The organism is Mycobacterium sp. NGS66 (assembly GCF_059812225.1).
The window spans coordinates 93,182-119,466 of sequence record NZ_JCALCG010000015.1 but is presented as its reverse complement, the minus strand read 5'-3'; the positions used below and the strand labels follow the sequence as shown (position 1 = coordinate 119,466).

Sequence of the window (26,285 nt, the reverse complement as noted above, 5' to 3'; positions counted from 1 at the left end):
CTTATTTGTAACTTTTCAACGGCATTCGAGTGCATTTGACTCCACGCATGAACCGGCGATGGCCGGTAGCGTTGAAGTATCCGCCGGACCATTGCGGTGCGGGAAAGGAGCGCAACATGGGTGAGTCAGAGCGTTCTGAAGTGTTCGGTGCCCACCGAAACAACCCCCTGTCCAGCGATGATGCTGCCGAACTGGAACAACTGCGTCGTGAGGCCGCCGCACTACGCGAGCAACTGGAGCATGCGGCCGGCCCGCATGGGAGTGCCCGCTCATCGCGTGACGTGCACCAGCTGGAAGCTCGTATCGACTCACTTGCGGCGCGCAATTCCAAATTAATGGAAACTCTTAAAGAAGCCCGCCAACAACTGCTGGCGCTGCGTGAAGAAGTCGACCGGCTGGGACAGCCGCCCAGCGGTTATGGCGTTCTGCTGGGGACCCACGCTGACGACACGGTCGACGTCTTCACCTCCGGCCGCAAGATGCGCTTGACCTGCTCGCCCAACATCGATGTCGCGTCGCTGCGGAAGGGTCAGACGGTTCGCCTCAACGAGGCACTCACCGTCGTCGAGGCCGGCACGTTCGAATCGGTCGGCGAGATTTCCACCTTGCGGGAGGTCTTGTCTGACGGTCATCGCGCTCTCGTGGTCGGCCACGCCGACGAGGAACGCATCGTGTGGCTGGCCGAGCCGTTGGTCGCCGAGGACTTGCCGGACGGGCATCCCGATGCCCTCAACGACGACACCCGGCCCCGCAAGCTGCGGCCCGGCGACTCGTTGCTGGTCGACACCAAAGCCGGCTACGCCTTCGAGCGCATTCCCAAGGCCGAGGTCGAGGACCTGGTGCTCGAAGAGGTGCCCGACGTCAGCTATCAGGACATCGGCGGCCTGACCCGCCAGATCGAGCAGATCCGCGACGCCGTCGAGCTGCCGTTCCTGCACAAGGAGCTTTACCGCGAGTACGCGCTGCGTCCGCCCAAGGGTGTGCTGCTGTACGGTCCGCCGGGCTGCGGCAAGACGTTGATCGCCAAGGCGGTCGCCAATTCGCTGGCCAAGAAGATGGCTGAGGTCCGCGGCGACGACTCCCGCGAGGCGAAGTCGTACTTCCTCAACATCAAGGGCCCCGAGCTGCTGAACAAGTTCGTCGGGGAGACCGAGCGTCACATCCGGCTGATCTTCCAGCGGGCCCGCGAGAAAGCGTCGGAGGGCACTCCGGTGATCGTGTTCTTCGACGAGATGGACTCGATCTTCCGCACCCGCGGCACCGGCGTCTCCTCAGACGTCGAAACCACCGTGGTGCCGCAGCTGCTGTCCGAGATCGACGGCGTCGAGGGGTTGGAGAACGTCATCGTGATCGGCGCCTCCAACCGGGAGGACATGATCGACCCCGCCATCCTGCGGCCGGGACGCTTGGACGTGAAGATCAAGATCGAACGGCCGGATGCCGAAGCGGCGCAAGACATCTACTCGAAGTACCTGACCGAGGATCTGCCGGTGCACGCCGACGACCTCGCCGAGTTCGACGGCGACCGCACGGCTTGCATCAAGGCGATGATCGAGAAGGTCGTCGACCGGATGTACGCGGAGATCGACGACAACCGTTTCCTGGAGGTCACCTACGCCAACGGTGACAAGGAGGTCATGTACTTCAAGGACTTCAACTCCGGGGCGATGATCCAGAACGTCGTGGATCGGGCGAAGAAGAACGCCATCAAGTCTGTCCTCGAGACGGGCCAGCCGGGGCTGCGGATCCAGCATCTGCTCGACTCGATCGTCGACGAGTTCGCCGAGAACGAGGACCTGCCCAACACCACCAATCCCGATGACTGGGCGCGGATTTCGGGCAAGAAGGGGGAGCGGATCGTCTACATCCGCACCTTGGTCACCGGTAAGTCGTCGAGCGCGTCACGGGCCATCGACACCGAGTCCAACCTGGGCCAGTACCTGTAGGGAGCGGCGATCGCGAGCGCGGCGGAGCCGGGTGAAGTGGGTCGCCGCTGGTCAATGGCGGCGACCTAGTCGGTCACCAGCGAATAACTGTTGGTCAGATCGTCCTGGGTGACCTGCGCAGCGCGTGACGTGGTGTCCACCCGCAATTCTTCGGTGAGCACGCGCGGCTGGTAGGACCACCCGTCGGGCAGGTTCAGCCGGTCGGCCAGCTTGGGTAGGTCGGCGCGCGACAGGTTGGGGTCGACCACCTGGCTCCAGGTCTGCATGACCCAGCGGTTGCCCTGCGGGTCGTGGAGTTCGTACACCTCTTCGCCGGCGTAGAAAACGAACACCGTGTTTCGGCTCACCGTGTTGGCGGTGTAGGGCGCGGGGTTCATCGATGACAGCAGCACGGTGGCCTGCAGGATCATCTCGATGCCGCCGAAGTTCTTCGTCAGCTGTGGGCCTTGAGATCGCTTCTCGATGGCGTTCATCAGCCAATAGCGTGGACCGTTGAGCAGCGCCGCGGCCGCGCCGTTTTCGGTCGCGATGGCATGTGGGTCGAGTGCCGACCACAATTCGGCCGGGCAGTCGTTGAGCGGGAAGCTGTTGTAGACGTTGGCCTGCGGGCCCGCCTCGCCGGGGGTTACCAGCAGCACCTCGCCATACCGTTGCCCCGAGAGGTCCGCCAATGCGTGGCGACCGGTTGACTCCGACTGCGGGCTGGCCATCAGGTGAAATTAATCACAGAGTCAGTAAGCGTCAAATTTTGCTGCCGGGCTGCCCTCGTCGTTTGGCGCCCGGGCGGTTCCCCAGCGCGGGCTGCCCGGAAGGTTCGCAGTCGGCGCGCCTACGCTTTACGGCATGCAACGGATTATCGGGACGGAGGTCGAGTACGGCATTTCGTCGCCGTCCGACCCGACCGCCAACCCGATCCTGACCTCGACTCAAGCCGTCCTCGCGTATGCGGCGGCGGCCGGCATTCAGCGTGCCAAGCGCACCCGCTGGGACTACGAGGTCGAATCGCCGCTGCGCGATGCCCGGGGCTTCGACTTGAGCCGGTCGAGCGGCCCGCCGCCGGTGGTCGACGCCGACGAGGTCGGTGCGGCCAACATGATCTTGACCAACGGGGCGCGCCTGTACGTCGACCATGCCCACCCGGAATACTCCGCGCCGGAGTGCACCGACCCGCTGGACGCGGTGATCTGGGACAAGGCGGGCGAGCGGGTGATGGAGGCGGCGGCCCGGCACGTCGCCAGCGTGCCCGGCGCGGTCAAGTTGCAGCTCTACAAGAACAACGTCGACGGCAAGGGCGCCTCCTACGGGTCGCATGAGAACTACCTGATGAGCCGCCAGACACCGTTTTCGGCGATCATCGCCGGGCTCACCCCGTTCCTGGTATCCCGGCAGGTGGTGACCGGCTCCGGCCGCGTCGGCATCGGGCCCTCCGGCGACGAGCCCGGCTTTCAGCTCTCCCAGCGTTCCGACTACATCGAGGTCGAGGTCGGGCTGGAAACCACCCTCAAACGCGGCATTATCAACACCCGCGACGAGCCGCACGCCGACGCCGACCGGTATCGCAGGCTGCACGTCATCATCGGCGACGCCAACCTCGCCGAAACGTCGACATACCTGAAGCTGGGTACCACGGCGTTGGTGCTTGACCTGATCGAAGAAGGCCCGCTTCATGGGATCGACCTGAGCGATCTGACGCTGGCGCGCCCGGTACACGCGGTTCATGCCATCAGTCGCGACCCTACGCTGCGGGCCGCTGTGGCGCTGGTCGACGGTCGCGAACTCACCGGCCTTGCGCTGCAACGGATTTACCTCGACCGGGTGGCCAAGCTGGTCGACAGTCGCGACCCGGACCCGCGCGCGTCCGACATCGTGGAAACCTGGGCGCACGTGCTGGACCTGCTCGAGCGCGACCCGATGGAATGCGCCGAGCTGCTGGACTGGCCGGCCAAGCTGCGGCTGCTGGAAGGTTTCCGCCAGCGCGAGAACCTGAGCTGGTCGGCACCGCGACTGCATCTAGTGGACCTGCAGTATTCCGATGTGCGGCTGGACAAGGGTCTGTACAACCGGTTGGTCGCGCGCGGCTCGATGAAGCGTCTGGTCACCGAACACCAGGTGCTCGACGCGGTGGACAAACCGCCCACCGATACCCGGGCGTACTTCCGCGGCGAATGCCTGCGCCGCTTCGGGGCCGACATCGCCGCGGCCAGCTGGGATTCGGTGATCTTCGACCTGGGCGGCGACTCGCTGGTCCGCATCCCGACGCTGGAGCCGTTGCGCGGCAGCAAGGCGCACGTCGGTGCGCTGCTGGATTCGGTGGACAGCGCGGTGGAGTTGGTCGAACAACTCACCAGCTGAAGGTCGTTAGCCCGACGAAACGTCGGTGTCGACCGGTAGGGTAGACAAGACCAGCGGGCGCGTCGACGCGCACCGGGGCCGATCACGAAGCAGGAGGCGGCGATGGCTCAGGAACAGACCAAGCGTGGCGGTGGCGGCGGTGAGGAAGACGAACTCACCGGCACCACGGCCGCTGGCCAGGAGCGTCGCGAGAAGCTGACCGAGGAAACCGACGATCTGCTCGACGAGATAGACGACGTCCTTGAGGAGAACGCTGAGGACTTCGTCCGGGCGTACGTCCAAAAGGGCGGACAGTGACCTGGCCGTTCTCTGATCGCCTGTCTCTCAACTCTTCCGCTGTAGATCTGTCCTCGTTCGCCGACTTTCTCCGCCGCCAGGCTCCGGAGTTATTGCCAACGAGCCTGAGTGGGCCGCAATCGGGCGGCAGCGGGGAGCGGTTCCCGCACGGCACCACGATTGTCGCGCTGAAATTCCCCGGTGGTGTCGTCATCGCCGGGGACCGCCGCTCGACGCAGGGCAACATGATCGCCGGGCGCGATGTGCGCAAGGTCTACATCACCGACGACTACACCGCCACGGGCATCGCCGGCACCGCCGCCATCGCCGTCGAGTTCGCCCGCCTGTACGCCGTCGAACTCGAGCACTACGAGAAGCTCGAAGGTGTGCCGCTCACCTTCGCCGGCAAGGTGAACCGGCTGGCGATCATGGTGCGGGGCAACCTGGCGGCAGCGATGCAGGGTCTGGTCGCGCTGCCGCTGCTGGCGGGTTACGACATCCATGCAGCGGACCCGGAAAGCGCGGGCCGCATCGTCTCGTTCGATGCCGCCGGTGGCTGGAACATCGAAGAAGAGGGCTACCAGTCGGTGGGGTCCGGCTCAATCTTCGCCAAGTCGTCGATGAAAAAGCTGTATGCACAAGTCACCGACGCCGATTCGGCGCTGCGGGTCGCCGTGGAGGCGCTCTACGATGCCGCCGATGACGATTCCGCCACCGGGGGACCGGATCTGGTCCGCGGCATCTACCCGACGGCGGTCAGCATCGACGCCAACGGCGCGGTCGACGTCCCCGAGGATCGGATTGCCGAACTGGCCCGCGAGGTCATCGAAAGCCGTTCGCGCGCTGACACTTTCGGTCCCGATGGCGGTGAGAAGTGAGCTTCCCGTACTTCATCTCGCCTGAGCAGGCGATGCGCGAGCGCAGCGAGCTCGCGCGCAAGGGCATCGCCCGCGGCCGCAGCGTGGTGGCGCTGGCCTATGCCGGTGGTGTGCTGTTCGTGGCCGAGAACCCGTCGCGGTCACTGCAAAAGATCAGCGAGCTCTACGACCGCGTGGGCTTTGCGGCCGCAGGCAAGTTCAACGAGTTCGACAATTTGCGTCGCGGTGGAATCCAGTTCGCCGACACCCGCGGCTACGCCTACGACCGCCGAGACGTCACCGGCCGGCAGCTGGCCAATGTCTACGCGCAGACTTTGGGCACGATCTTCACCGAACAGGCCAAGCCGTACGAGGTGGAGTTGTGCGTCGCCGAGGTCGCGCACTACGGCGAAACCAAACCGCCTGAGCTCTACCGCATCACCTACGACGGGTCGATCGCCGACGAGCCGCACTTCGTCGTGATGGGCGGCACGACCGAGCCCATTACCACCGCGCTGAAGGAGTCTTACACCGAGAACGCCGATCTGAACGATGCCCTGCGGATTGCGGTGGACGCGCTGCGGGCGGGCAGTTCAAACGGCGGCGATCAGCCGTCGCTCGGCGTGGCCACGCTGGAGGTGGCCATTCTCGACGCCAACCGGCCGCGACGGGCGTTCCGGCGGATCAGCGGCGCCGCCCTGGAATCGCTGCTGCAAAAGGCGCGTCCCAAAGGATCGAAGGCATCCAAGGACGGTGCCAAGGACGCCAAAGCCGACGGCGATTCGTCGAAGTAACGGCCATTCGTCGCAGTCCCAGTCGGCCCGCTTGTCATTGGCGCTGTCGCGACGCCTTGGTGCAGAAGCGGTGCCCGGACTGGAGTTGCTTCCCGCGATATTTCTGACGCCGGCTATCGCTGAGCCTGTAAATTTGCAGCGGAATCTCGAGTAACGGCCTGCAAAATTACAGGTTCGGCGAAACTAGTGCCCCAGCTACTCGACGTGGTTGCGGACCGGATCACACGGTCAGAGCGGCGATCGCCGACAGCCGCCGCGCGCGCTTACGGCCGCCTCAGCACGCGCCTAACGCAGCGTGGTCAATTGGTGAGCGGAGTCTATTGAGGTGTTCAGGCACCGGATCGCAGTGTCGTGTGCGGGCTTTGGCCATAAGTCTCGCGGTAGTACAGAGCGAAGCGACCGGTGTGACCGAATCCCCATTTGGCGGCGATGGCCGCGACGGTGGTCCTGTGGTGATCGCCGGCCAGCAGCTCATGATGGGCCTGGTGCAGCCGCGCTCGGCGGAGATATTCCATCGGCGTGCAGTCCATGTGCTTGCGGAACATGTACTGCAACGCCCGCGGCGTCACATAGACAGCACGGGCTACATCGGCCAGGGAGATGTCGCGGTGGGCGTTGTCGTCGATGAACATCTTGGCGCGGCGAAATAACACCGGCGTGCTGTCCCGGCGGTCCTGAATCGTCGGATCAGTCAGCGCGCTGTTCGGTAATGCGGCCAACACGCTGGCCGCCACATGCTGACCCACCGTCCCCACCACCAGCGGCGACTGACAGGCGTCGGGATTCCCGAACACCAAGGCGTGGACGTAGTTCATTACAGCGCTCAGCTGTCGTTCGGCGCCCTTGGTGATCGGCTGTTGGCCTAGCAGTCGCACCGGCTCATCACCACGACCCGGCGCTGATGCGACTCGATCCAGCAACCGCGAGTCGAACATCACCAAGTCGTACGCCGGCCCACAAAGTTGACCTGAGAACGGAAGTTCTGGTGGTGAAAACAACCTGACATCCCCGGACTCGAACACTTCGGTAGGACGCCGGTAGATATGCTCGATGATCCGCCCTGACCGTATCCGGCCCAGGCAAACGCGTTCGAGCGGATTGGCGTCGAAAGCCAGCGTGTAGTCGAACTTGACCTTGTCGGCGTTGATGTCCCCCATCCACCGTCGTACGAAGTGCGCCGAGGACCGCTCACCGTCTGCATTCAGGCTCAGCCGCGTATAGACCCGGCTCAGGAAGTCTTCGGTGGCATCCAGATCATCACTGGCGAATTCCACGTCCTCCGTGTCGACCATCGTCCTCACCTCATCGGGCTGTTGTATACCCACCGCCAGCCGTTATCAGCATTGCCGTTGAGCAGGTGGTCCCGTTGCAGACATCCTCTGGGCGCGGCTTACTCACCTTCGCGGCAGGACAACCAGTACCCTCGATTACGTGCAGCGGCGAATCATGGGCATCGAGACCGAGTTCGGTGTCACCTGCACCTTCCACGGCCATCGGCGCCTGTCGCCGGACGAGGTGGCGCGCTACCTATTCCGTCGAGTGGTGTCCTGGGGCCGCAGCTCCAACGTTTTCCTGCGTAACGGCGCGCGGCTCTATCTCGACGTCGGCAGCCATCCCGAGTACGCCACCGCCGAGTGCGACAGTCTGGTGCAACTGGTCACCCATGACCGGGCCGGTGAGTGGGTGCTCGAAGACCTGCTCGTCGACGCCGAACAGCGCCTGGCCGACGAGGGCATCGGCGGCGACATCTATCTGTTCAAGAACAACACCGACTCCGCCGGCAACTCGTACGGCTGCCACGAGAACTACCTGATCGTGCGGGCCGGCGAGTTCTCCCGGATCTCCGACGTGCTGCTGCCCTTCCTGGTGACGCGTCAGCTGATCTGCGGGGCCGGCAAGGTGCTGCAAACCCCGAAGGCCGCCACGTTCTGCCTCAGCCAGCGCGCCGAGCACATCTGGGAGGGCGTCTCGTCAGCCACCACCCGGAGTCGGCCCATCATCAACACCCGCGACGAGCCGCACGCCGACGCCGAGAAGTACCGCCGACTGCACGTCATCGTCGGTGACTCCAACATGTGCGAGACCACCACCATGCTCAAGGTGGGCACCGCGGCCCTGGTATTGGAGATGATCGAGGCCGGCGTCCCGTTCCGTGACTTCTCACTGGATAACCCGATTCGTGCCATCCGCGAGGTCAGCCACGACATCACCGGGCGCCGGCCGGTCCGGCTGGCGGGCGGACGTCAGGCCAGCGCGCTCGACATTCAGCGGGAGTACTACAGCCGTGCCGTCGAGCATCTACAGATCCGGGAGCCCAACGCGCAGATCGAGCAGGTCGTCGACCTGTGGGGGCGTCAGCTCGATGCCGTCGAGAGCCAGGATTTCGCCAAGGTTGACACCGAGATCGACTGGGTGATCAAGCGCAAGCTGTTCCAGCGCTACCAGGACCGCTACAACATGGAGCTGTCCGACCCGAAGATCGCCCAGCTCGACTTGGCCTATCACGACATCAAGCGCGGGCGTGGGGTTTTCGATCTGCTGCAGCGCAAGGGTTTGGCGACTCGGGTCACCACAGACGAGGAGATCGCCGAGGCCGTCGACCACCCGCCGCAGACCACCCGTGCCAGGTTGCGTGGCGAGTTCATCAGCGCCGCCCAGGCGGCGGGGCGTGACTTTACTGTCGACTGGGTTCACCTCAAGCTCAACGACCAGGCGCAGCGCACCGTGCTGTGCAAGGACCCCTTCCGGGCGGTCGACGAGCGGGTGAAACGGCTGATCGCCAGCATGTGAACCCCCACACTCCACTCGATCTAACCTGAGGCAGATGTCGATCTCGAAAGTCGAACGGCTGGTGAACCTTGTCATCGCCTTGTTGTCGACCCGTGGCTACATCACCGCCGAAAAGATCAGGTCCAGCGTGGCTGGCTATTCGGACAGTCCCAGCGCCGAGGCGTTTGCCCGCATGTTCGAGCGAGACAAGAACGAGTTGCGTGACCTCGGCATCCCGCTCGAGGTCGGCAGAGTGTCAAGCCTGGACCCCACCGAGGGGTACCGGATCAACCGCGACGCCTACGAACTGCCACCGGTTGAGCTGACGCCCGACGAGGCCGCCGCCGTCGCGGTCGCTGCCCAACTGTGGGAGTCCCCGGAACTGATCACCGCCACCCAGGGTGCACTGCTCAAGCTGCGCGCTGCCGGGCTGGACGTCGAACCGGATGCCCCCGTGACGATCGCGTCGGCGGCCGGCGTGCCGGGACTGCGCGGATCGGAGGAGGTGCTGGAAGTCCTGTTGGCGGCCATCGCTTCCGGGCAGGCGGTGCAGTTCCCGCACCGCGCGTCGCGCAGTGCGCCGTATGCCACTCGCACCGTCGAACCGTGGGGCGTCATCACCGAGCGGGGCCGCTGGTACCTGGTCGGCCACGACCGTGACCGCGACGACACCCGCACCTTCCGGCTGTCGCGGATCGGTGCCGACGTCACGCCGATCGGCCCGCCTGGGGCGGTCAAGGCGCCCGAGAACGTGGACCTGCGCAAGATCGTCCAGCAAACCATCGGCGAGGTGCCGACCGGTGTCCAGGCCACGGTATGGGTGGCCGACGGCCGAGCCACCCAGTTGCGCCGGGCCGGAAGGTCGCTGGGGCCGCGGCGACTGGCCGGCCGCGATGGCGAGGTGATCGAGCTCGACGTCGGATCATTCGACGGCCTGGCCCGAGACGTCGCCGGTTACGGCCCCGACGCGATTGTGCTGGAGCCGCAGTCCCTGCGCGACGATGTGCTCGCCCGATTACGCGCTCAAGCCGGCGTCGAGGAGGAGCGGCGCATATGACCCCCGTGTCCACTCGCTTGGTGCGGCTGCTCAACATGGTGCCGTACTTCCAGGCCAACCCCCGGATCACCCGCGCGGAGGCGGCCGCCGAACTCGGAGTGTCGCCCAAACAGCTGGAGGCCGACCTCAACCAGCTGTGGATGTGCGGTCTGCCCGGCTACTCCCCGGGCGATCTGATCGATTTCCAGTTCTCCGGCGACACCGTCGAAGTCACGTTCTCGGCCGGAATCGACCGGCCGCTGAAGCTCACCTCGCCCGAGGCCACCGGCCTGCTGGTGGCGCTGCGGGCACTGGCCGACATTCCCGGCCTGGTCGATCCACAGGCGGCGCGCAGCGCCATCGTCAAGCTCGCGGCCGCAGCCGGCGCCGCCGGCCACGACACCAGGGTGGCTGCGGTCGACGAACCGGCACCCATCGAGAGCCGGGCCGCGGCCGCGGTACGCGCCGCGGTGCAGGACAAGCACGCGCTGAAGATCGACTACTATGCCGCCTCGCATGACACGTTGACCACCCGCATCGTCGACCCCATCCGGGTGCTGCTGATCGGCGGGCACAGCTATTTGGAGGCCTGGTCTCGGGAGGCTGAGGGGGTGCGGCTGTTCCGGTTCGACCGGATCGTCGACGCCACAGAGCTGGACGAGCCGGCCGCCCCACCCGAACCGGCGTTGCAGGCACCGCCGGACACGTCGCTGTTCGACGGCGACCCCGCACTGCCGTCGGCGAAGCTGCGGGTGGCCCCCTCGGCCGCGTGGATGTTCGAGTACTACCCGATGCGCGACGTGCGCGAGCTGCCGGACGGATCCTGCGAAGCGGTCATGACGTACGCGTCGGAGGATTGGATGACGCGCTTGGTGCTGGGCTTCGGCGCCGCCGTCCAGGTGCTGGAACCCACGTCACTGGCGCGGCGAGTCAGGGATGCCGCGGCAGCGGCCTTAGCCTCGTATCAGGCCGCCGAGCAGGCATAACCCGCCCGGCCGCGGCGCGAGTGCACCGGCGGCCGGCTGGGCTGCGGTAGCATCGGGTGAACGTCTGGAGGTAATCAAAGTGACAGGTGCTTTTGGTCCGTGGCACTGGGCGATCCTCATCGTGGTGGTGATCGTGTTGTTCGGTGCCAAGCGACTCCCCGACGCGGCACGCTCGTTGGGCAAGTCGCTGCGGATCTTCAAGTCCGAGGTCCGCGAAATGCAGACCGAGGGGAAACCGCAACCGTCTGCAGCTATCGAGACGCCCACGCCCGTGCAGTCGCAGCGCGTCGACCCGCCGGCGGCGCAACAGCAGGATCACCCCGAGGCGCGGCCGGCCTAGCCCGGCATCGCCGCCGCGGCGCCCCTGACCGAGCGTGGTGAAAATCTTCAAAACCTCCGCGCGGACCGCGGGCATACTCAAGCGGCTCAACCCGCGCAACCGGCGTAGCCGCACCAATCCCGACGCGACGATGTCGCTGGTGGACCACCTCACCGAGCTGCGCACCCGGCTGCTGATCGCGTTGGCCGCCATCCTGCTCACTACGATCTTCGGGTTCGTCTGGTACTCGCATTCGATCTTCGGGCTGGAGAGCCTCGGCGAGTGGCTGCGGTACCCGTACTGTTCTTTGCCGCGGTCGGCGCGTGCGGAGATCAGCGCCGACGGGCAGTGCCGTCTGCTGGCCACGGCGCCGTTCGACCAGTTCATGCTGCGGCTCAAGGTCGGCATGACGGCCGGGATCGTGCTGGCCTGCCCGGTGTGGTTGTACCAGCTATGGGCGTTCATCACCCCTGGGCTTTACCAAAAGGAGCGCCGCTTCGCGGTGGCCTTCGTGATCCCCGCGGCGGTGCTGTTCGTCGGCGGTGCGGTGCTGGCGTATCTGGTGTTGTCCAAGGCGTTGGGCTTCCTGCTGACTGTGGGCAGCGATGTGCAGGTGACCGCGCTGTCCGGCGACCGGTATTTCGGCTTCCTGATCAACCTGCTGGTGGTATTCGGCGTCAGCTTCGAATTCCCGTTGCTGATCGTCATGCTCAACATGGTGGGTCTGCTGACCTACGAGCGGCTCAAGTCGTGGCGGCGTGGCCTGATCTTCGCGATGTTCGTGTTCGCCGCGGTATTCACCCCGGGGTCGGACCCCTTTTCCATGACGGCACTCGGCCTGGCGCTGACTGTGCTGCTTGAGCTGGCCATTCAGATCGCCCGGCTGCACGACAAGCGAAAAGCCAAGCGGGAAGCGCAGATTCCCGACGACGAAGCGTCGGTCATCGAAGCGCCGGAGCCAGTAGCCTCGCCGACAGCCGAGCCGTCGGCGGTTGGCGGAACGCATGACGACGTCACCTGAACCCCCTTGGCGCGAGCGTGCGCAAATGCACGCCGAAATGCCGCTTTTGACGTACATTTACGCACCCTCGCGCGAGATGGCGTCAGCGTGACGGAGCTGCCGGAGCTGGCCCGGTTCAGCGCCGAGCTGCCATTCGCGCTCGACGATTTTCAGCGGCGGGCCTGTGCGGCGCTGGAACGCGGCCACGGTGTGCTGGTCTGCGCACCCACTGGCGCCGGCAAGACGGTCGTTGGTGAATTCGCGGTGCACCTGGCGCTGGCGTCGGGCGGCAAGTGCTTCTACACCACGCCGCTCAAGGCGCTCAGTAACCAAAAGCACACCGACCTGACGGCGCGCTACGGCCGCGACCTGATCGGACTGCTGACCGGCGACATGTCGGTCAACGGCGACGCCCCCGTGGTGGTGATGACCACCGAGGTGCTGCGCAACATGCTGTACGCTGATTCGCCTGCGCTGCAAGGGCTTTCGTATGTGGTGATGGACGAGGTGCACTTCCTGGCCGACCGGATGCGCGGTCCGGTCTGGGAGGAAGTGATCCTGCATCTTCCCGACGAGGTGCGCGTGGTCAGCCTGTCGGCGACGGTGAGCAACGCCGAAGAGTTCGGCGGCTGGATCCAAACCGTGCGCGGCGACACCACGGTCGTGGTCGACGAGCATCGGCCGGTGCCGTTGTGGCAACACCTCATGGTCGGCAAGCGGCTCTTCGACCTGTTCGACTACGACAGCAATGCCGACAAATCCCGTGTTGATCCTGCGCTGCTGCGCCACATCGCGCATCGTCGTGAGGCCGATCGGTTGACCGATTGGCAGCCGCGCCGCAATTCCGGCCGGGCTGGTTCGGGCCGGCCGCGCTTCTACCGGCCACCGGCGCGGCCGGAGGTGATCGCGATCTTGGACGCCGAGGCGCTGCTCCCAGCCATCACGTTTGTGTTCTCCCGGGCCGGGTGCGACGCCGCGGTCAGCCAATGCCTTCGGTCGCCGCTGCGGCTGACCACCGAAGAGGAGCGCGCACAGATTGCGGAAGTGATCGATCACCGTTGCGGCGATCTCGCTGATGCAGATTTGGCGGTGCTCGGCTACTACGAGTGGCGGGAAGGGCTGCTGCGCGGATTGGCGGCCCACCACGCCGGAATGTTGCCGGTGTTCCGGCACACCGTCGAGGAGCTGTTCGCCGCCGGGTTGGTCAAGGCCGTGTTCGCCACCGAGACGCTGGCGCTGGGGATCAATATGCCCGCTCGCACCGTGGTACTGGAGCGGCTGGTGAAGTTCAACGGCGAGCAACACCTGCCGCTAACGCCGGGGGAGTACACGCAGCTGACCGGGCGGGCGGGCAGGCGCGGCATCGACGTCGAGGGCCACGCGGTGGTGCTGTGGAACCCCAACGACGAGAACAGCGAACCGGCTCACGTCGCCGGCCTGGCGTCCACTCGCACCTTCCCGCTGCGCAGCTCGTTCGCCCCGTCCTACAACATGACCATCAACCTGGTGAACCAGATGGGCCCGCAACAGGCGCATCAGTTGCTGGAGCAGTCGTTCGCCCAGTATCAGGCGGACCGATCCGTCGTCGGACTGGTCCGAGGCATCGAACGCGGCAAACGGATGCTGAACGAGATTGCGGTCGAGCTGGGCGGGCACGACGCGCCGGTCCTGGAATACGCCCGTTTGCGCGCCAAGGTTTCCGAGCGGGAACGGGCGCAGGCCCGCGCGTCTCGGCTGCAACGACGGCAGGCCGCCAGCGATGCCCTGGCCGCCCTGCGCCGCGGCGACATCATCACCATCACGCACGGTCGGCGCGGCGGGCTGGCGGTGGTGCTCGAGACCGCCCGCGACAGCTCCGATCCGAGGCCGTTGGTGCTCACGGAACATCGATGGGCGGGCCGCATTTCGTCGGCGGACTACTCGGGAGCGTCGGCGCCGGTGGGCTCGATGACTTTGCCCAAGCGGGTCGAACATCGGCAGCCGCGGGTTCGGCGGGATCTGGCTTCGGCGCTGCGGTCGGCTGCCGCCGGGCTGCCGGCTGCACGGCGACGCGCCGGTAAGGAACAGGCCGACGAGTTCCATGATCCGGAGCTGGCGTCGTTGCGGGCCGAATTGCGCCGCCATCCCGCGCACAACGCCAGCGAGGAGCAGATTCGCCAGGCCGAACGCTATTTGCGCATCGAAGGCGACAATGCCCAGCTGCAGCGCAAGGTGGCAGCTGCCACCAACTCGTTGGCCAAGACGTTCGACCGCATCGTCGGGCTGCTCACCGAACGCGGCTTCATTCACGGCCCGGCCACCGATCCGCAGGTCACCGACGACGGACGGTTGCTGGCGAGGATCTACAGCGAGAGCGATCTGCTGGTCGCCGAGTGTCTGCGCACCGGTGCGTGGTCGGGCTTGAAACCGGCCGAGCTCGCCGCTGTGGTCTCGTCGGTGCTGTACGAGAGCCGCGGTGACGCGCCCGGCGCCCCCTATGCGGCCGAGTCGCCTACCCAGCGAGTGCGCCAGGCGCTGCAGCAGACCTCCCGGCTGTCCGACGCACTGCGCGCCGACGAACAACGCCACCGGATCACCCAGAGTCGCGAGCCCGACGACGGCTTCGTGCGGGTCATCTACCGCTGGGCCCGCACCGGAGATCTGTCCGCCGCGCTTGGCGCCGCCGACCCGCCGCTCTCGGCGGGCGACTTCGTGCGCTGGTGCCGGCAGGTTCTCGACCTGCTGGACCAGGTTCGCAACGCCGCGCCTGACGTCGCGCTGCGGACTACCGCCAAGCAAGCTATCAATGATGTGCGGCGCGGCGTCGTCGCAGTTGACGCCGGGTAGGCTTGGCCGGAGCTACGGTTACATGTCGTGAGACGGACTGAGGAGAGACGATGAGTGGACCGCACGGGTCAGACCCGTACCAGCCGTGGCAACAGCCTGGCCAGGTATCCCCCGACCAGGCGACCCAGATGGGACCCGTCGCAGGATCGCCCTGGCAACAGCCGTCGCAGTCCCAGGACGCGACGTGGCATGCCCCGGCGTACACGCCCTCGGAGTATCCGCAATATCAGCAGCCCGGCACGCCCGGCTACGGCGACACCGGTTCGCAGGCCACGCAATACGGTGCGCCCACGCAGTACGGGCAGCCTGCACAGTATGGCCAGCCCGGCCAGTACGGCCAGCCGGCGCAGTACGGTCAGCCCGGTCAATACGGTCAACCCGGCCAGTACGGCCAACCGGGGCAATATGGTCAGCCCGGCCAGTACCCGCAACCTTTCGAACAGCCCAAGAAGGGTTCGTCTGGAATGGTCTTGGGCATCGTGGGCGGAATTAGCCTGCTCGTCGTCGCGGTCGTTCTGGTGCTCGGTTTCCTGGTGGGCCCCCAGTGGTTTGTCACCAAGGAGCTGGACGTCACCAAGGCGCAGGCTGGCGTGCAGCAGGTCCTCACCGACGAGACCAATGGCTACGGCGCGAAGAACGTGAAAGACGTCAAGTGCAACGGCGGCAAGAACCCCGAGGTCAAAAAGGGCGGCAGCTTCGACTGCAACGTCAGCATTGACGGCGCGCCTAAAAAGGTGACCGTGACTTTCCAGGACGACAAAGGCACGTACGAGGTCGGCCGGCCCAGTTAGTAGGAGTCGTCAATCCGGCAGCCCGTCGAGCGCTTGCTGCAGGCGCTTGATCGACGACCCCACCCCCAGCTGAGTGGCCAGCTCAGCAGTGCGTGCCGGATCGGCGGCGACCAGGGGAAGCGCGTCGGTGGGCGTCGAGAGTGTGACCGGAGCGTCGGTGGCTACCCGCACCACGCCGCCGGCGGCCTTGATGTAGTCGGTCGCCGCCAGCAGTTTGGTCCGTAAACCCTTGGGCATCTTGGACTTTGGCTCATGTGCGGCGGCCAGGATATTTTCCAGCGAGCCGTGCTGAGCGAGCAACGTGGCCGCCGTCTTTTCGCCGACACCCGGCACCCCCGGCAGGCCGTCGGACGGGTCACCGCGCAGCAATGCGAGCTCGGCGTAGGCCGGCCCCGCCCGATCCAGCGGTACCCCATATTGCTCGGCCACCTCGGCCGGCCCGAAGAGGGTGGCTTTGGTCAGTCCGCGGCCCAGGTACAGCACCCGGACGGAGACGGGATCGTCGGCCACCACCTGCAGCAGGTCGCGGTCGCCGCTGACCACGACGACGGGGTCGGTCCGTTCCTGCGCTGCCAAGGTGCCCAGCACGTCGTCGGCTTCGAAACCCGGTGCGCCCGCCATCGGGATCCCGAACGCGTCGAGCAACTGCATGATCATGTCGACCTGGGGTGTCAGATCGTCGGGCACTTCTTCGATGTCGGGCTGACCGGCGGGCTCTTCTTCGGCGACGCGGTGCGCCTTGTAGGAGGGAATCAGGTCGACCCGGAATTGGGGGCGCCAGTCCACGTCGAGGCATACCGCCAGCCGGCGCGGCTTTTGCTGGCGGATCACGACGGCCATCGAGTCGATGAATCCGCGGACGGCGTTGACCGGGCGGCCGTCGGGTGCGGTGATCGACGACGGCACCCCGAAGTATGAGCGGAACCACATACTGGCGCCGTCCAGGAGCAATAGCGGTGCAGGCATGGGCGCTATCTTGTCAGCCATGGAGACTTGCCGGTTCGACGCCTTCGAACCCGAGGTGTATGCCCGTCGGCTCAGTGCTGCGGCCGCCGCGACCGCCGAGGCCGGGCTCAGCGGTCTGGTGATCACCCCGGGCTACGACCTGCGTTATCTGGTCGGTTCGCGGGCGCAGACGTTTGAGCGACTCACCGCCCTGGTGTTGCCGGCCTCCGGAGAGCCGACCATCGTGGTGCCGCGGCTGGAGTTGGCTTCGCTCAAGGCGTCGCCTATCGCGGAACTGGGTGTGGCCGTGCGGGATTGGGTCGACGGCGAAGACCCGTACCAGCTGGTCACGGCGGCGCTCGGCGGCCCCCGCGCGGCTGTCAGCGACTCCATGCCGGCTCTGCACCTGGTGCCGCTGACTGCGCTGCTGGGTGTGCCGCCGGTGTTGGCTACCGAGGTGCTGCGCGGGCTGCGGATGGTCAAGGAGCCAGGCGAGATCGACGCACTGCGCGAGGCCGGTGCGGCCATCGACCGGGTGCACGCGCGGGTGCCGGAGCTGCTTCGGCCGGGTCGAACCGAGGCCGAGGTCGCCGCCGATATCGCCGAAGCGATTGTCGCCGAAGGACATTCGGAGGTAGCTTTCGTGATCGTCGGCTCCGGCCCGTATGGCGCGGATCCACATCACGGGTATTCGGACCGCGAGTTGCAAGTCGGTGACATCGTCGTCGTCGACATCGGTGGCGTGTATGACCCCGGATACCACTCGGACTCGACCCGAACCTACAGCCTGGGTGAGCCCAATAGCGATGTGGCGCAGCGATATTCGGTTTTGCAACGGGCCCAGCGGGCGGCGGTGGCCGCGGTACGTCCCGGCGTGACGGCCGAAGTGGTCGATGCCGCGGCCCGTGACGTGTTGGCCGAGGCCGGGCTGGCGGAGTATTTCGTGCACCGCACGGGGCACGGTATCGGGCTGTCCGTGCACGAGGAGCCTTACATCGTCGCCGGTAACGATTTGCCGTTGATCGAGGGCATGGCATTCTCCGTCGAACCCGGGATCTATTTTCCGGGCCGGTGGGGTGCCCGCATCGAGGACATCGTCATCGTCACCGGAGATGGTGCGCTATCCGTCAACAACCGACCGCACGAGCTAATTGTCGTACCCGCCAAGTAGGTTGGCGGAGTGTCAATCCTGGACCTAGCGCTGCTCCCATTCCGCATCGCACACCAGATTGCCGACGCCGTCGTGCATCCCGCGGAGCGTCCGCCGGCACCACCGGCCGAGCTCGTCGTCGTCGACGGGATGCCTGAGGGCGTGCCACCGGCTGCGCGCCGGCCCGAACCCACCCTGCCCGCGCCGGCCGGATGGCCGTTCGGCGAGGACTTTCCGCGGACCTGCGGCGCCGGACGCATGGCCGGCGGCGCTCTGTTCTGGACCGACTTCTTGTACGACGACCACGGCGCCACGGGACTTCCGATCGGGGACCTGAAGATTCAGGCTCCGCCACGAGGCACCTACATCTATCCCGACGGGCCCGCGGCCCGCAACGGCGCCGACATCTTCCGCGTCGCCATCGGACTCACCGACGAACACACATGGTGGCGGATCGACTGGAACACCCTGCTGGATGCCTCGGTGCCGATCGCATTGTTCACCTTCGATACCGGGCGCGCGGCGGCCAAGTCCGGCGAGTGGCCGTTCGGCGCCGGTGTGCGTTCGGCGGGCATCGACCTGGCGCTGTTGATTTCGGGTAGCGGTGCTCGGCTGATGGATTTGACCACGCAGGTGGTGACGGTGGTGGAACACCGCGTGGATATGCAGTCGCGGTCATTCTTGGCGCAGGTGCCCAGATCGGTGCTGGAGCCGACGGGCAGCTGGACGGTGCGGCTGGCAGCGGGGCTCGCCAACGGCGCCGGGGACGGGTTCGCCGATGTGCCCGCCTTGCATGGTGCGCTGCACGGGCAGCCCAACGTCTACAACGTCGCGTTCCGCACCAGCGCGCAGGAACCGCCGTATTTGAATTTCTGGTCTGATGCCGCCCAGGCTGCCGCTCTGACCAGCGGCGACATATCGAAGTTCTCGGTTGCCGTGGAGTGGGATCGGTTGGCGGGGCGCGAAACCACTCCCGAGCCGGTGATCACCGGTCCGTCGACTCGGTGGTACGTGTCCTCGATCGAGCTCGGGCAAGGCGTCACCGCTGATGACATCTTGAGCACCAAGCCGCAGTTCCTCGGACGGGTGCAGCCGTATTCGGTGTGTCTGCCGTCGAGCTACGCGCCGGGTCGCGTGTCGCCGTTGACACTGCTGCTGCACTCACTTGCGCTCGGGCAAAACCAGTTCGCCGCGATCGACCCGAACCTGCTGCACGAAGTCTGCGAAGGTCGCGACTCGGTGGTGATCACGCCACTCGCGCGGGGCCCGTCGACCTGGTACTTCGACACCGGAGAGCTCGACGTCTGGGAAGTCTGGGCCCGGGTGGCCGAGCAGCTGGGCACTGACCCAAACCGCACCGTGGTCTCGGGCTATTCGATGGGCGGCTACGCGGCTTACAAGTTCGGACTCAGCTATCCGGAGGTGTTCGCACAGGCCGTCGTGCTGGCCGGCCCGCCCGTGTGCGGGGTTCGATTGGTTCCGCACGTCGACATTCCCGCCGACCTCGACCTGGACTCACACTGCGCGCGGGAAGGCGATACCTGGAAGCTGCTGGTCAATGCCCGCTGGCTGCCCTATGTGATTGCCCATGGGCTGGTCGACGAGCTGGTGCCGTTCGCGTCGGTGGCCGAGCAGGTGCTCGAACTCGACCGGCTGGGCTACCGTCACCGGTTCACCGTGTATCCGCTGGAGGATCACATTGCCTGGGTGCTTCAGGACAAGTTCGAAGACCCGATCCAGCACATGGGAACCGGTCTGCGCCAAGCGGATCCAGGACACATCACGTTTGCGTGGTATCCGCAACTGGTACGGGCCGACCTGGGCATCGGGCCACATCAGGTGTGGTGGCTCTCAGAACTGACCGCTGACCCCGCAGTGACGGCGCGGCGCGGGGCGATCGCCGAGGTGGATGCACGCTCGTATGCCCGACCGGATCCGACGCACACCATTCGGCATCGCCGGGGCGTGGTGCCGCACTTCGAACCGACTCCCGGCCTGTACAGCGAGCTTTTCTGGCAGGTGGGGCTGCCGGTGCCAGCTTTGCCTTATGTGACGTTGCGGCTTACCGGGGTGGGTAGCCTCGCTGTCGACGTCAAGCGTGCCGGGCTCGCCTCGTTGCCGTCGTCGACGATTGCCGTGGCCACCGACGTCAGCGCGCAGATAATGCTGCAGGCGCTACCCGACGGCGTTGACGTGCGGCTCGACGGCCAACCCAGCGGTCCGTCGGTTGCCGTCCCGCCGGGTCGTCATCAAATCACGCTGGCGCTGGCGAAGTAAGGGGTTGAGATAGCGAGAAATCATTCTAATGGTACCCGCTTAATATCTTTCACCCGAATTCCGTCGTAGCTAGATACGGTCAGGGATTCAATAACTCCCTTAATCTGAATAGCTCGATCATCGATTTCTTCCACGAGCTGCTGAATGATATCACGGCGTTTATCCGACGCGATAGTTATATGCGGGATGAATGGGAGATCTATGCGAAGCTCGCTCGCCAGCGCGCCCGTATACATTAGGTCATGAAGAGCAGTGATTTCGGGGCTTCCGATGGACGGCACAAGGAAGGCGTGGAAGAGATTCTGCGAGTTATCTTCGATGACAAGCGCTTTCATCAATACAAAGATAATTTTCGGCTGTCCGCATACTTTGGACTCGGCGTAGTCGACGAGGTCTGCTGCGGAGAGCTTTTCCGTGGGGAATACAATTGTAAAATGAGGCTCGACTGCTTCAAATAGCCGGTCATGAGCACGTCGTATGGCTTGTATCCAGTCAAAATCTTCCTGAGCCAGAGTTGGATAGGCTAATACCAGGTTGCTCATGAATTAGCTTCAGCGCGATTTGCTGGGTTGGAGGCCGGCTGTCTTACCAGTCTTGAACCAAGCGAGGTGATAATTAGCGCCGGCTTTGTCGCCGGTGATCAGGGCGTCGATCGCGGCTAGTAATTGCCAGTTGCCGACGTCGTGGGCATCGACGTGGTCGGGATAGGACTCGAGGACGCGAACGCTGATCGCGTCGATGTGCTGATGAAGCAGCTCGACTTCGGAGTCCAGCACCCCGCTGCCAGTGGACGCTGCTTTGGCCAGCGTGTGGGCCAGCCGGGGTAGTCCGTCGCGCCACTGGGTCGCGAGGCTGAGCTCTGGGCCGAGTTCCTCGACATCGGGCGCGCGACGGGGTCGGGGTGACGTGGGCACGGGCTCGTCATCGTCGGGCACATGGTGAATCGGGGTGTAGCCAGCCGTGACGGTGACTTCTCCGAGGATTGCTTCCAGGTTGCCGCGGCGGCGTGCCGGGGTAAGTAGCGTCACGGCCGTCGGCAGGTCGATACCCGGTGGGATCCAGCCGCTGGCCAGATCGGTGGCCAGCACGGTCGTGTCGTCCGCGCGGTCTCCGGCTGCCCAGGCCAACCGCGGTTGTTGGCGAGCTACGAACGACACCAGCCGCTGCAGGCGCGCGCGAGCGGTGGCATCGGCAGACGCAGCACCGGCGGCTGCGCCGCTGGCGGTTGCGACGGCGGCCTCGGTTGCCAAAGCCGGTGCGGTGGACGGCGTTTTCGGTGGTGCCGAATGACGAACGACCGAAGGCGCACCTGCGCTACTTTGCCCTGCTGACGGGTGCACGGGCGCTGAGCCGGGTGTCGCCGAGGGTGCCGTCGGGGTGGGTGGCGTAGGCGGTGTCGCCACCGGCTGCATCGCGGGCCGCAGGTCAGATGCATACGCGGGCAGTGAGCCCGTCGGTGCCGGTGGTGTGGCCATGGCGGGTGTAGTAGCCGGTCCCGCAACGATCGGCGGCACCGGCGGTTCTGCGGCAGGGGGATGTGCGACGGGTGGTGGTGCATCGAATGCCTGGGCATGCGCGACGGGAGGCGTAGGCACGGGTGGCGCTGTCGGTGGGGGTTGCTGGACCGGCGCAACTGTGTGCGACATCGGTGCTGGCGGCATGGCTTCCGGTGCTGCCGAGAACGGAGCGCCCGCCTGCATTCCCTTGTCGAAGCTTTGCATTAGGTGTGTTGGGGTAAGACCTTCCGGCGGGGAGGGCGGCGCAAGGGGTGCAGCAGCTATAGGCGACGCCGCAGAAGCTGGCGATGGGCCAGACGCGGGCAGCCGCGGCGCTGACATTGGTGGTGCCCCTGGAGCAGTGTTCGGTGAGGAGAGCACAGACGCGACTGGCGCAACGTTAGGCCTAACCGTGTTGCCCAGATTGTTAGTAAGGCCTGCCGTGTGACCGGGTGTCGATAGCGGAGGGACCGCTAGTACCGGGTTGGGACCTGCCGACGGCGCGAGGTTCCTTGTACGATCGGCCGTTTCATTTTCACGCAGCGGCGGGTCCGACGGTTGGCCGTCGCCTGATATTCCGAGGTTTCCCGTTAGGCTTGCGGTTGAATTGGGTTTGCCCAGCGCTGTTCGTACGTCGCGCTCGATCGAAACGTGGTCTGGCTGATGCACCCAATGGCGCAAGTCGAATCCTTGACCTTGCACTAACTGGCGTGCAGACTGACCGGCGCCCTCCTCGTCGAGAACACGCTGCACCGCTTCCATGATTATGCCAGCGCAGCTTGCTGCAGCCACGTTGGCGTGTCGCTGGTAATCTGCAACTTTCGCGACAATCTTCCCGATCTTTATTTCGGCTGGCTCTTTTGAGCTTTCAACATCTTCAATCTCTGCGTTACCTTTTGCCGCCAACTCGGAAAGTTGGCTTTGAAGATTCACGGCGCTATCGTAAGCAGTGATATAGGAATATTTCTTAACGCGATTCTTATTGGCTACTTGCCGCGCCTGCTCCTCGCCACGTGTAAATGCACTACGAAGGTTGTCTGCAGTCATGCCTTCCTGCTGTGATAGAGGGCCTAACCGAGCGTTCTCCAAGGCTGAGGCAAAACTGCAATATTGGTTTTCGAGGCTTTCGCGGTGCGATCTGCCCCTGATGATTACGGAAAGCGTCTCGTCGTCAGGCCAAACGTGTCCTACAAGGAGTGGTGCCCACTTCCCCCGAGGCATGCTGGTCACTTGCATAGCCGTTCGATTGTTGAAGTTGCATCGTCGGACGCGCGCAGCGAAGGCTGTAACTCGGCGTCCGAATTACTGAGCCCTTCCAAATAATAGATTGCGAGTTCTTGGTATTGATGGGCTAGATTTCGAATGGCTGTTGCGAGTTCAGAGGGGGTCGCGGGTTCTTCTGACAACTTGGTCAAAAGATATCGGCTTCCAGTATCAAGAACTTGCCGCCCACTCGTGGCGACGGCAAGTACAGCGGTAGGGTCACTGCCGCCATTGCGCGCTGAACTTAGAAGCAGTGCTTGATGCACTTTCCCGTACGCTGCACACACATTCGTCTTCGCTTCGGCGATTTGTTGATCTGTGTATGTCGCGATAGGGGCGGTGCGAGGCGTGTCCTTGACGGGCACGGGACGAACCAACGCGGCAATCGCGATACCGATAGCGATGAAAGCCACCGTTAGCGAGGAGAAGGCTAGCCAACGCAGCGATCGTCCCACCTGGGTGGGCACTCCACTGGGCCAAGGTGGTGGCACGGACGGCACTGGCGGAAGATTCGACACGTCGTGGATCGTAGCGGGGAACTGCAGACTCGCTAGTCACCCTTTGCCAGGCTGCCATTGCGGCGGCCTGCTTTACATGCCCGCTCATCCAGTGGAGCTTTGCTAGGCAATTTCAGCTAAGTCCACTACCGCCCCGAGTCAGCGTCATCCTCCCGTCTGTGCTCCGGCAGCAAAATCCGCCGCGTCGCGACAGGCTTGCCATCCACGCGCTTGATCACCTCAGGCGTCGGCGGAGGTGTGGTGATCCGTCCCTGCACCGGCGCCCCGTTCTTCACCGACGGAACTAGGACGCGCTTGGTGTCAGGCTTCGACTCATTACCGGGCCCCGGACCAGCCATACCCGGCGGCATGATCGGCATCGGACCCATTCCGCCCCGTGGCGCGGTCTGAGCCTCCGGCGGACTAGGGGGCGCCGGTGAGGTCGCATGCGACGAAGCGGGCAGGGTGCCGGCAGACGATCCGGGTAGCGGGGTCAGCATTGCGGTCGGCACCGTGGGGCCAATACCGCCACCCGCGCCACCGCCGCCGCCGGCGCTACCGCCCCCACCGAACTCTTCCCCACCGCCGCCGCCCTCAAGCTCAGCGGGAATGGTCTCACCCGCGGTCGTGGCTGCTCCGGCGCCATGCTGCAGCGCGCCCATGCCCATTTGCAGCGCCTGCTGTCCGGCCTGCGCCAACTGTTGCGGTATCTGACTCGCCGGCTGCAGCGCCGCCCCAAGGGCGCCCGCGATACCACCGGCGATACCAGCCGCCATCTGCGGCACCTGCTGCAGCACAGGCGTCATCTCACTTTGACCGCCGACTCCGGCCAACCGCGCGGACGACTGCTCTTCGTTGGCGGGGAATTTGGCCAACGCGTCGGCAGCCTTCGCCTCGCGTTCGTCATGTCCTGCCACGGCCGCGAGGTTGTCGCCGGGATCACCGCCGTTCGCGGCCAAACCGAGCACCCTCAGCAGCTGGCTGATGGCCGACTGTCCCGTGGCCAGCTGATCGGGGGTGATCACAGGTGGCGGCGGCATCCCGGTGAGTCGTGCGAGCTGGTCCAGCACAATTCTGAGCCGCTCTTCGTCACCTCCGCTCATTGCGTCCTTTCCAGCTCTGGTGCCCGCGAAGAGCACCGGCTGATGCTAGCGCGAATCAACACAACAGGTTATTCATCCTTTGCCCCGGCAGCATCGCGAGCGTCAGGGAAGGGGAATGCGAAGGGGAATTGGAAGGGAGGGAAGCCCCGGAAGGCTGGGAAGCCGGGGAACCGGCGGAAGCCCCGGAACGGTAACGGGAGGAGGAGTGACAGGGAGCTTCAAAGCAGGCCACTGGTCCCCGAATCGCGATACAACCGCTTGGTCACCGATCTCTTTATGCCATTCCAGACCCAGCAATGGTCCAAGTCGCCCGTCCTCATAGCGAGGCCAGGCCTGAACAAGCGGTGTCGTCTCTCCTTGCCGGTCACTGTAAATCTCGACAGCTGGGAAATTCGTCACGATGCCACCCGCGCTGGGCCCTGATTCGGTCGGCTCGATCGCGATGGTGCCATTCACATCGATGGTGGTGGCCTTTGCCAGAGCTTCGCCACCAGGTGAGAATGGGTCGGCGGCACTGTAATTGACTAAAACAGAGCCATCCTGTTTCTGGACGGCCGTCACGGACGGAGTGCCCGCGCGAATCTGACCGGTTTTCGAATCGATCGATGGGTTCTGCCGCGTCACGATGATGCCGTTTTCGTAGTCGATAGTTATTGCGACTCTTGACGATTCGGGTCCGGCCGTAGGCGAGAAGGACCGGTTGTCACCGAGGTTGTCGTGGCCTGGCGGCCAGTCGAATTGCGGATTGATCACCGACTCCCCGGGGATAAAGAGGTTGGTGCGGACGACGCCCTGGCCAGGTACCGGGTTGATGCGATCGATCACGATATTCGGCGGTACACCGCCGTTTTTCGGGTCGTAGCTGTGTCGATCAAGGGCCGCGGCAGTTTCCCAGTCGGCCGGCGAGCTTGGCGGACGGTTGAAAACCTTTGTGAAGGCATCGATTTGATTCTGTCGACGGTGTGTTTCGGGTTCAGCCTTCGATGGCGTGTCCGGACCGTCGAACGCCTGGATAGCCTCCGGCTCGTATCCATCCGTGCGCAGGGCGGTCAGCGAAGTCTGTAAGTTGTCCGAGTATCGCGTGCGGATCGACTCGAGCTGTTGAAGCGCTTCCTTGGTGTCATCGATGGCCTGCTGTTCGAAGGCGGAGATGATCCTGTCCAGCCGCACCCACTCATTCGTGCTGGGGCCGAAGCCTTTCTGTCGATCCAGCGCCTTTCCGATCAGGTTGTCTATCGCACGCAGTCGCGCCCCCAAGGTCGAGGTCTGCGTATCCGCGGATCGCTGGGCCTCGGCCAAGGCAGCGGCGATATTCTCCAAATCGACTGCTATGCCAGGTAGTTGCCGAGCCTGCACATGTAGCGAGTTGATTGCGCGCTGTACCTCCGCGGAGTCGTTGATCGGGTGATCGGCGTTTTCGCCATTCCACGAAGCCCTAAAGCGGCTGAGCGCTTCATTGAAAGCGGCATTGGCCTCGGCGCTCGATTGCGCCGCCCCGTGAAACGCTTGCGCTAGATCGTTAATCTGAGACGGACGGCCACTTCGGAGGCTACCGTGGATCGCCCAAGGATCACCGTGGGCTTCGGCTATCAAGTGCCGGAC

At 65.1% G+C, this 26,285-nt stretch carries 22 protein-coding genes; 14 read left to right on the top strand and 8 right to left on the bottom strand.

Going from position 1 to position 26,285, the window contains the following annotated elements; genetic code table 11:
* The first annotated feature begins 116 nt into the window (after positions 1 to 116).
* Positions 117 to 1,946: a proteasome ATPase gene (arc, locus tag AC5Y2L_RS23485; protein ID WP_499931563.1), complete on the top strand. Its 1,830-nt coding sequence runs from the start codon at positions 117 to 119 to the stop codon at positions 1,944 to 1,946.
* Between the two features lie 65 nt (positions 1,947 to 2,011).
* Here the strand turns inward: arc and AC5Y2L_RS23480 are convergent, their stop codons facing one another.
* Entirely contained in the window at positions 2,012 to 2,656 is a 645-nt protein-coding gene (locus AC5Y2L_RS23480) for a hypothetical protein (RefSeq protein WP_499931562.1), read from the bottom strand.
* A gap of 133 nt (positions 2,657 to 2,789) precedes the next feature.
* Between AC5Y2L_RS23480 and dop the strand changes: the two genes are divergently transcribed.
* The 4 genes from dop to prcA all read left to right on the top strand — a co-directional run bounded on the left by dop (position 2,790) and on the right by prcA (position 6,225).
* The gene (dop, locus tag AC5Y2L_RS23475) at positions 2,790 to 4,298 is read left to right on the top strand and encodes a pup deamidase/depupylase (RefSeq protein ID WP_499931560.1); all 1,509 of its coding nucleotides are present in this window, start codon (positions 2,790 to 2,792) and stop codon (positions 4,296 to 4,298) included.
* A 102-nt stretch (positions 4,299 to 4,400) separates the two neighbouring features.
* Complete coding sequence (locus AC5Y2L_RS23470) at positions 4,401 to 4,595, top strand: ubiquitin-like protein Pup (RefSeq protein ID WP_499931558.1); 195 nt, start codon at positions 4,401 to 4,403, stop codon at positions 4,593 to 4,595.
* Entirely contained in the window at positions 4,592 to 5,452 is an 861-nt protein-coding gene (gene prcB, locus AC5Y2L_RS23465) for a proteasome subunit beta (RefSeq protein WP_499931556.1), read from the top strand. Before AC5Y2L_RS23470 ends, prcB begins: the two co-directional genes overlap by 4 nt.
* A complete protein-coding gene (prcA, locus tag AC5Y2L_RS23460) occupies positions 5,449 to 6,225 on the top strand; it encodes a proteasome subunit alpha (protein WP_499931553.1) in 777 nt (258 codons plus the stop codon). The genes prcB and prcA overlap by 4 nt, the downstream gene beginning before the upstream one ends.
* A gap of 329 nt (positions 6,226 to 6,554) precedes the next feature.
* On the opposite strand, the gene AC5Y2L_RS23455 is transcribed toward prcA, so the two are convergent.
* Positions 6,555 to 7,517 (bottom strand): AraC family transcriptional regulator, encoded by a 963-nt coding sequence (locus AC5Y2L_RS23455; protein ID WP_499931551.1) that lies wholly within the window; start codon positions 7,515 to 7,517, stop codon positions 6,555 to 6,557.
* A gap of 139 nt (positions 7,518 to 7,656) precedes the next feature.
* On the opposite strand from AC5Y2L_RS23455, the gene pafA reads away from it, so the two are divergent.
* The 7 genes from pafA (at position 7,657) to AC5Y2L_RS23420 (ending at position 15,952) form a co-directional block, all read left to right on the top strand.
* Positions 7,657 to 9,015: a Pup--protein ligase gene (pafA, locus tag AC5Y2L_RS23450; protein WP_499931549.1), complete on the top strand. Its 1,359-nt coding sequence runs from the start codon at positions 7,657 to 7,659 to the stop codon at positions 9,013 to 9,015.
* A gap of 34 nt (positions 9,016 to 9,049) precedes the next feature.
* Complete coding sequence (locus AC5Y2L_RS23445) at positions 9,050 to 10,051, top strand: helix-turn-helix transcriptional regulator (RefSeq protein ID WP_499931545.1); 1,002 nt, start codon at positions 9,050 to 9,052, stop codon at positions 10,049 to 10,051.
* On the top strand, positions 10,048 to 11,016 hold the full coding sequence (locus AC5Y2L_RS23440; protein WP_499944752.1) for a helix-turn-helix transcriptional regulator: 969 nt from the start codon (positions 10,048 to 10,050) through the stop codon (positions 11,014 to 11,016). Before AC5Y2L_RS23445 ends, AC5Y2L_RS23440 begins: the two co-directional genes overlap by 4 nt.
* 79 nt (positions 11,017 to 11,095) lie before the next feature.
* Positions 11,096 to 11,356, top strand: coding sequence for a Sec-independent protein translocase subunit TatA (gene tatA / locus AC5Y2L_RS23435; RefSeq protein WP_499931541.1), 261 nt, complete (start codon positions 11,096 to 11,098; stop codon positions 11,354 to 11,356).
* Positions 11,357 to 11,393: 37 nt separating this feature from the next.
* Positions 11,394 to 12,356 (top strand): twin-arginine translocase subunit TatC, encoded by a 963-nt coding sequence (gene tatC / locus AC5Y2L_RS23430; RefSeq protein WP_499931539.1) that lies wholly within the window; start codon positions 11,394 to 11,396, stop codon positions 12,354 to 12,356.
* 87 nt (positions 12,357 to 12,443) lie between these two features.
* Positions 12,444 to 15,161: a DEAD/DEAH box helicase gene (locus tag AC5Y2L_RS23425; protein ID WP_499931536.1), complete on the top strand. Its 2,718-nt coding sequence runs from the start codon at positions 12,444 to 12,446 to the stop codon at positions 15,159 to 15,161.
* A gap of 50 nt (positions 15,162 to 15,211) precedes the next feature.
* Positions 15,212 to 15,952, top strand: a complete 741-nt coding sequence (locus AC5Y2L_RS23420) for a DUF4333 domain-containing protein (protein ID WP_499931533.1) — start codon at positions 15,212 to 15,214, stop codon at positions 15,950 to 15,952.
* 9 nt (positions 15,953 to 15,961) lie between these two features.
* Here the strand turns inward: AC5Y2L_RS23420 and AC5Y2L_RS23415 are convergent, their stop codons facing one another.
* Positions 15,962 to 16,918 carry a 5'-3' exonuclease gene (locus tag AC5Y2L_RS23415; protein ID WP_499931531.1) on the bottom strand — a complete coding sequence of 319 codons (957 nt, stop codon included), beginning with the start codon at positions 16,916 to 16,918 and terminating at the stop codon, positions 15,962 to 15,964.
* A gap of 19 nt (positions 16,919 to 16,937) precedes the next feature.
* Here AC5Y2L_RS23415 and AC5Y2L_RS23410 point away from each other — a divergent pair, with 19 nt between their 5' ends.
* Both AC5Y2L_RS23410 and AC5Y2L_RS23405 read left to right on the top strand, forming a co-directional pair.
* The gene (locus AC5Y2L_RS23410) at positions 16,938 to 18,068 is read left to right on the top strand and encodes a M24 family metallopeptidase (RefSeq protein ID WP_499931529.1); all 1,131 of its coding nucleotides are present in this window, start codon (positions 16,938 to 16,940) and stop codon (positions 18,066 to 18,068) included.
* Positions 18,069 to 18,077: 9 nt separating this feature from the next.
* Entirely contained in the window at positions 18,078 to 20,324 is a 2,247-nt protein-coding gene (locus AC5Y2L_RS23405; protein ID WP_499931526.1) for a prolyl oligopeptidase family serine peptidase, read from the top strand.
* A 20-nt stretch (positions 20,325 to 20,344) separates the two neighbouring features.
* Here AC5Y2L_RS23405 and AC5Y2L_RS23400 read toward each other — a convergent pair whose 3' ends face one another.
* The 5 genes from AC5Y2L_RS23400 to AC5Y2L_RS23380 all read right to left on the bottom strand — a co-directional run bounded on the left by AC5Y2L_RS23400 (position 20,345) and on the right by AC5Y2L_RS23380 (position 26,276).
* Complete coding sequence (locus tag AC5Y2L_RS23400) at positions 20,345 to 20,866, bottom strand: 2'-5' RNA ligase family protein (protein ID WP_499931524.1); 522 nt, start codon at positions 20,864 to 20,866, stop codon at positions 20,345 to 20,347.
* Positions 20,867 to 20,875: 9 nt separating this feature from the next.
* Positions 20,876 to 21,574: a DUF5631 domain-containing protein gene (locus tag AC5Y2L_RS23395; protein ID WP_499931522.1), complete on the bottom strand. Its 699-nt coding sequence runs from the start codon at positions 21,572 to 21,574 to the stop codon at positions 20,876 to 20,878.
* Positions 21,575 to 23,046: 1,472 nt separating this feature from the next.
* A complete protein-coding gene (locus AC5Y2L_RS23390; protein WP_499931519.1) occupies positions 23,047 to 23,496 on the bottom strand; it encodes a hypothetical protein in 450 nt (149 codons plus the stop codon).
* Positions 23,497 to 23,726: 230 nt separating this feature from the next.
* Positions 23,727 to 24,683, bottom strand: coding sequence for a hypothetical protein (locus AC5Y2L_RS23385; RefSeq protein WP_499931515.1), 957 nt, complete (start codon positions 24,681 to 24,683; stop codon positions 23,727 to 23,729).
* A gap of 102 nt (positions 24,684 to 24,785) precedes the next feature.
* Positions 24,786 to 26,276 carry a putative alpha/beta hydrolase gene (locus AC5Y2L_RS23380; RefSeq protein ID WP_499931513.1) on the bottom strand — a complete coding sequence of 497 codons (1,491 nt, stop codon included), beginning with the start codon at positions 26,274 to 26,276 and terminating at the stop codon, positions 24,786 to 24,788.
* Between the last annotated feature and the right edge of the window lie 9 nt (positions 26,277 to 26,285).

Bases quoted from the DNA above. Each gene is read 5' to 3' on its own strand.
- arc (WP_499931563.1), top strand. From the start codon at position 117: ATGGGTGAGTCAGAGCGTTCTGAAGTGTTCGGTGCCCACCGAAACAAC.
- AC5Y2L_RS23480 (WP_499931562.1), bottom strand. From the start codon at position 2,656: ATGGCCAGCCCGCAGTCGGAGTCAACCGGTCGCCACGCATTGGCGGAC.
- dop (WP_499931560.1), top strand. From the start codon at position 2,790: ATGCAACGGATTATCGGGACGGAGGTCGAGTACGGCATTTCGTCGCCG.
- AC5Y2L_RS23470 (WP_499931558.1), top strand. From the start codon at position 4,401: ATGGCTCAGGAACAGACCAAGCGTGGCGGTGGCGGCGGTGAGGAAGAC.
- AC5Y2L_RS23455 (WP_499931551.1), bottom strand. From the start codon at position 7,517: ATGGTCGACACGGAGGACGTGGAATTCGCCAGTGATGATCTGGATGCC.
- AC5Y2L_RS23445 (WP_499931545.1), top strand. From the start codon at position 9,050: ATGTCGATCTCGAAAGTCGAACGGCTGGTGAACCTTGTCATCGCCTTG.
- AC5Y2L_RS23440 (WP_499944752.1), top strand. From the start codon at position 10,048: ATGACCCCCGTGTCCACTCGCTTGGTGCGGCTGCTCAACATGGTGCCG.
- AC5Y2L_RS23420 (WP_499931533.1), top strand. From the start codon at position 15,212: ATGAGTGGACCGCACGGGTCAGACCCGTACCAGCCGTGGCAACAGCCT.
- AC5Y2L_RS23415 (WP_499931531.1), bottom strand. From the start codon at position 16,918: ATGCCTGCACCGCTATTGCTCCTGGACGGCGCCAGTATGTGGTTCCGC.
- AC5Y2L_RS23410 (WP_499931529.1), top strand. From the start codon at position 16,938: ATGGAGACTTGCCGGTTCGACGCCTTCGAACCCGAGGTGTATGCCCGT.
- AC5Y2L_RS23400 (WP_499931524.1), bottom strand. From the start codon at position 20,866: ATGAGCAACCTGGTATTAGCCTATCCAACTCTGGCTCAGGAAGATTTT.
- AC5Y2L_RS23385 (WP_499931515.1), bottom strand. From the start codon at position 24,683: ATGAGCGGAGGTGACGAAGAGCGGCTCAGAATTGTGCTGGACCAGCTC.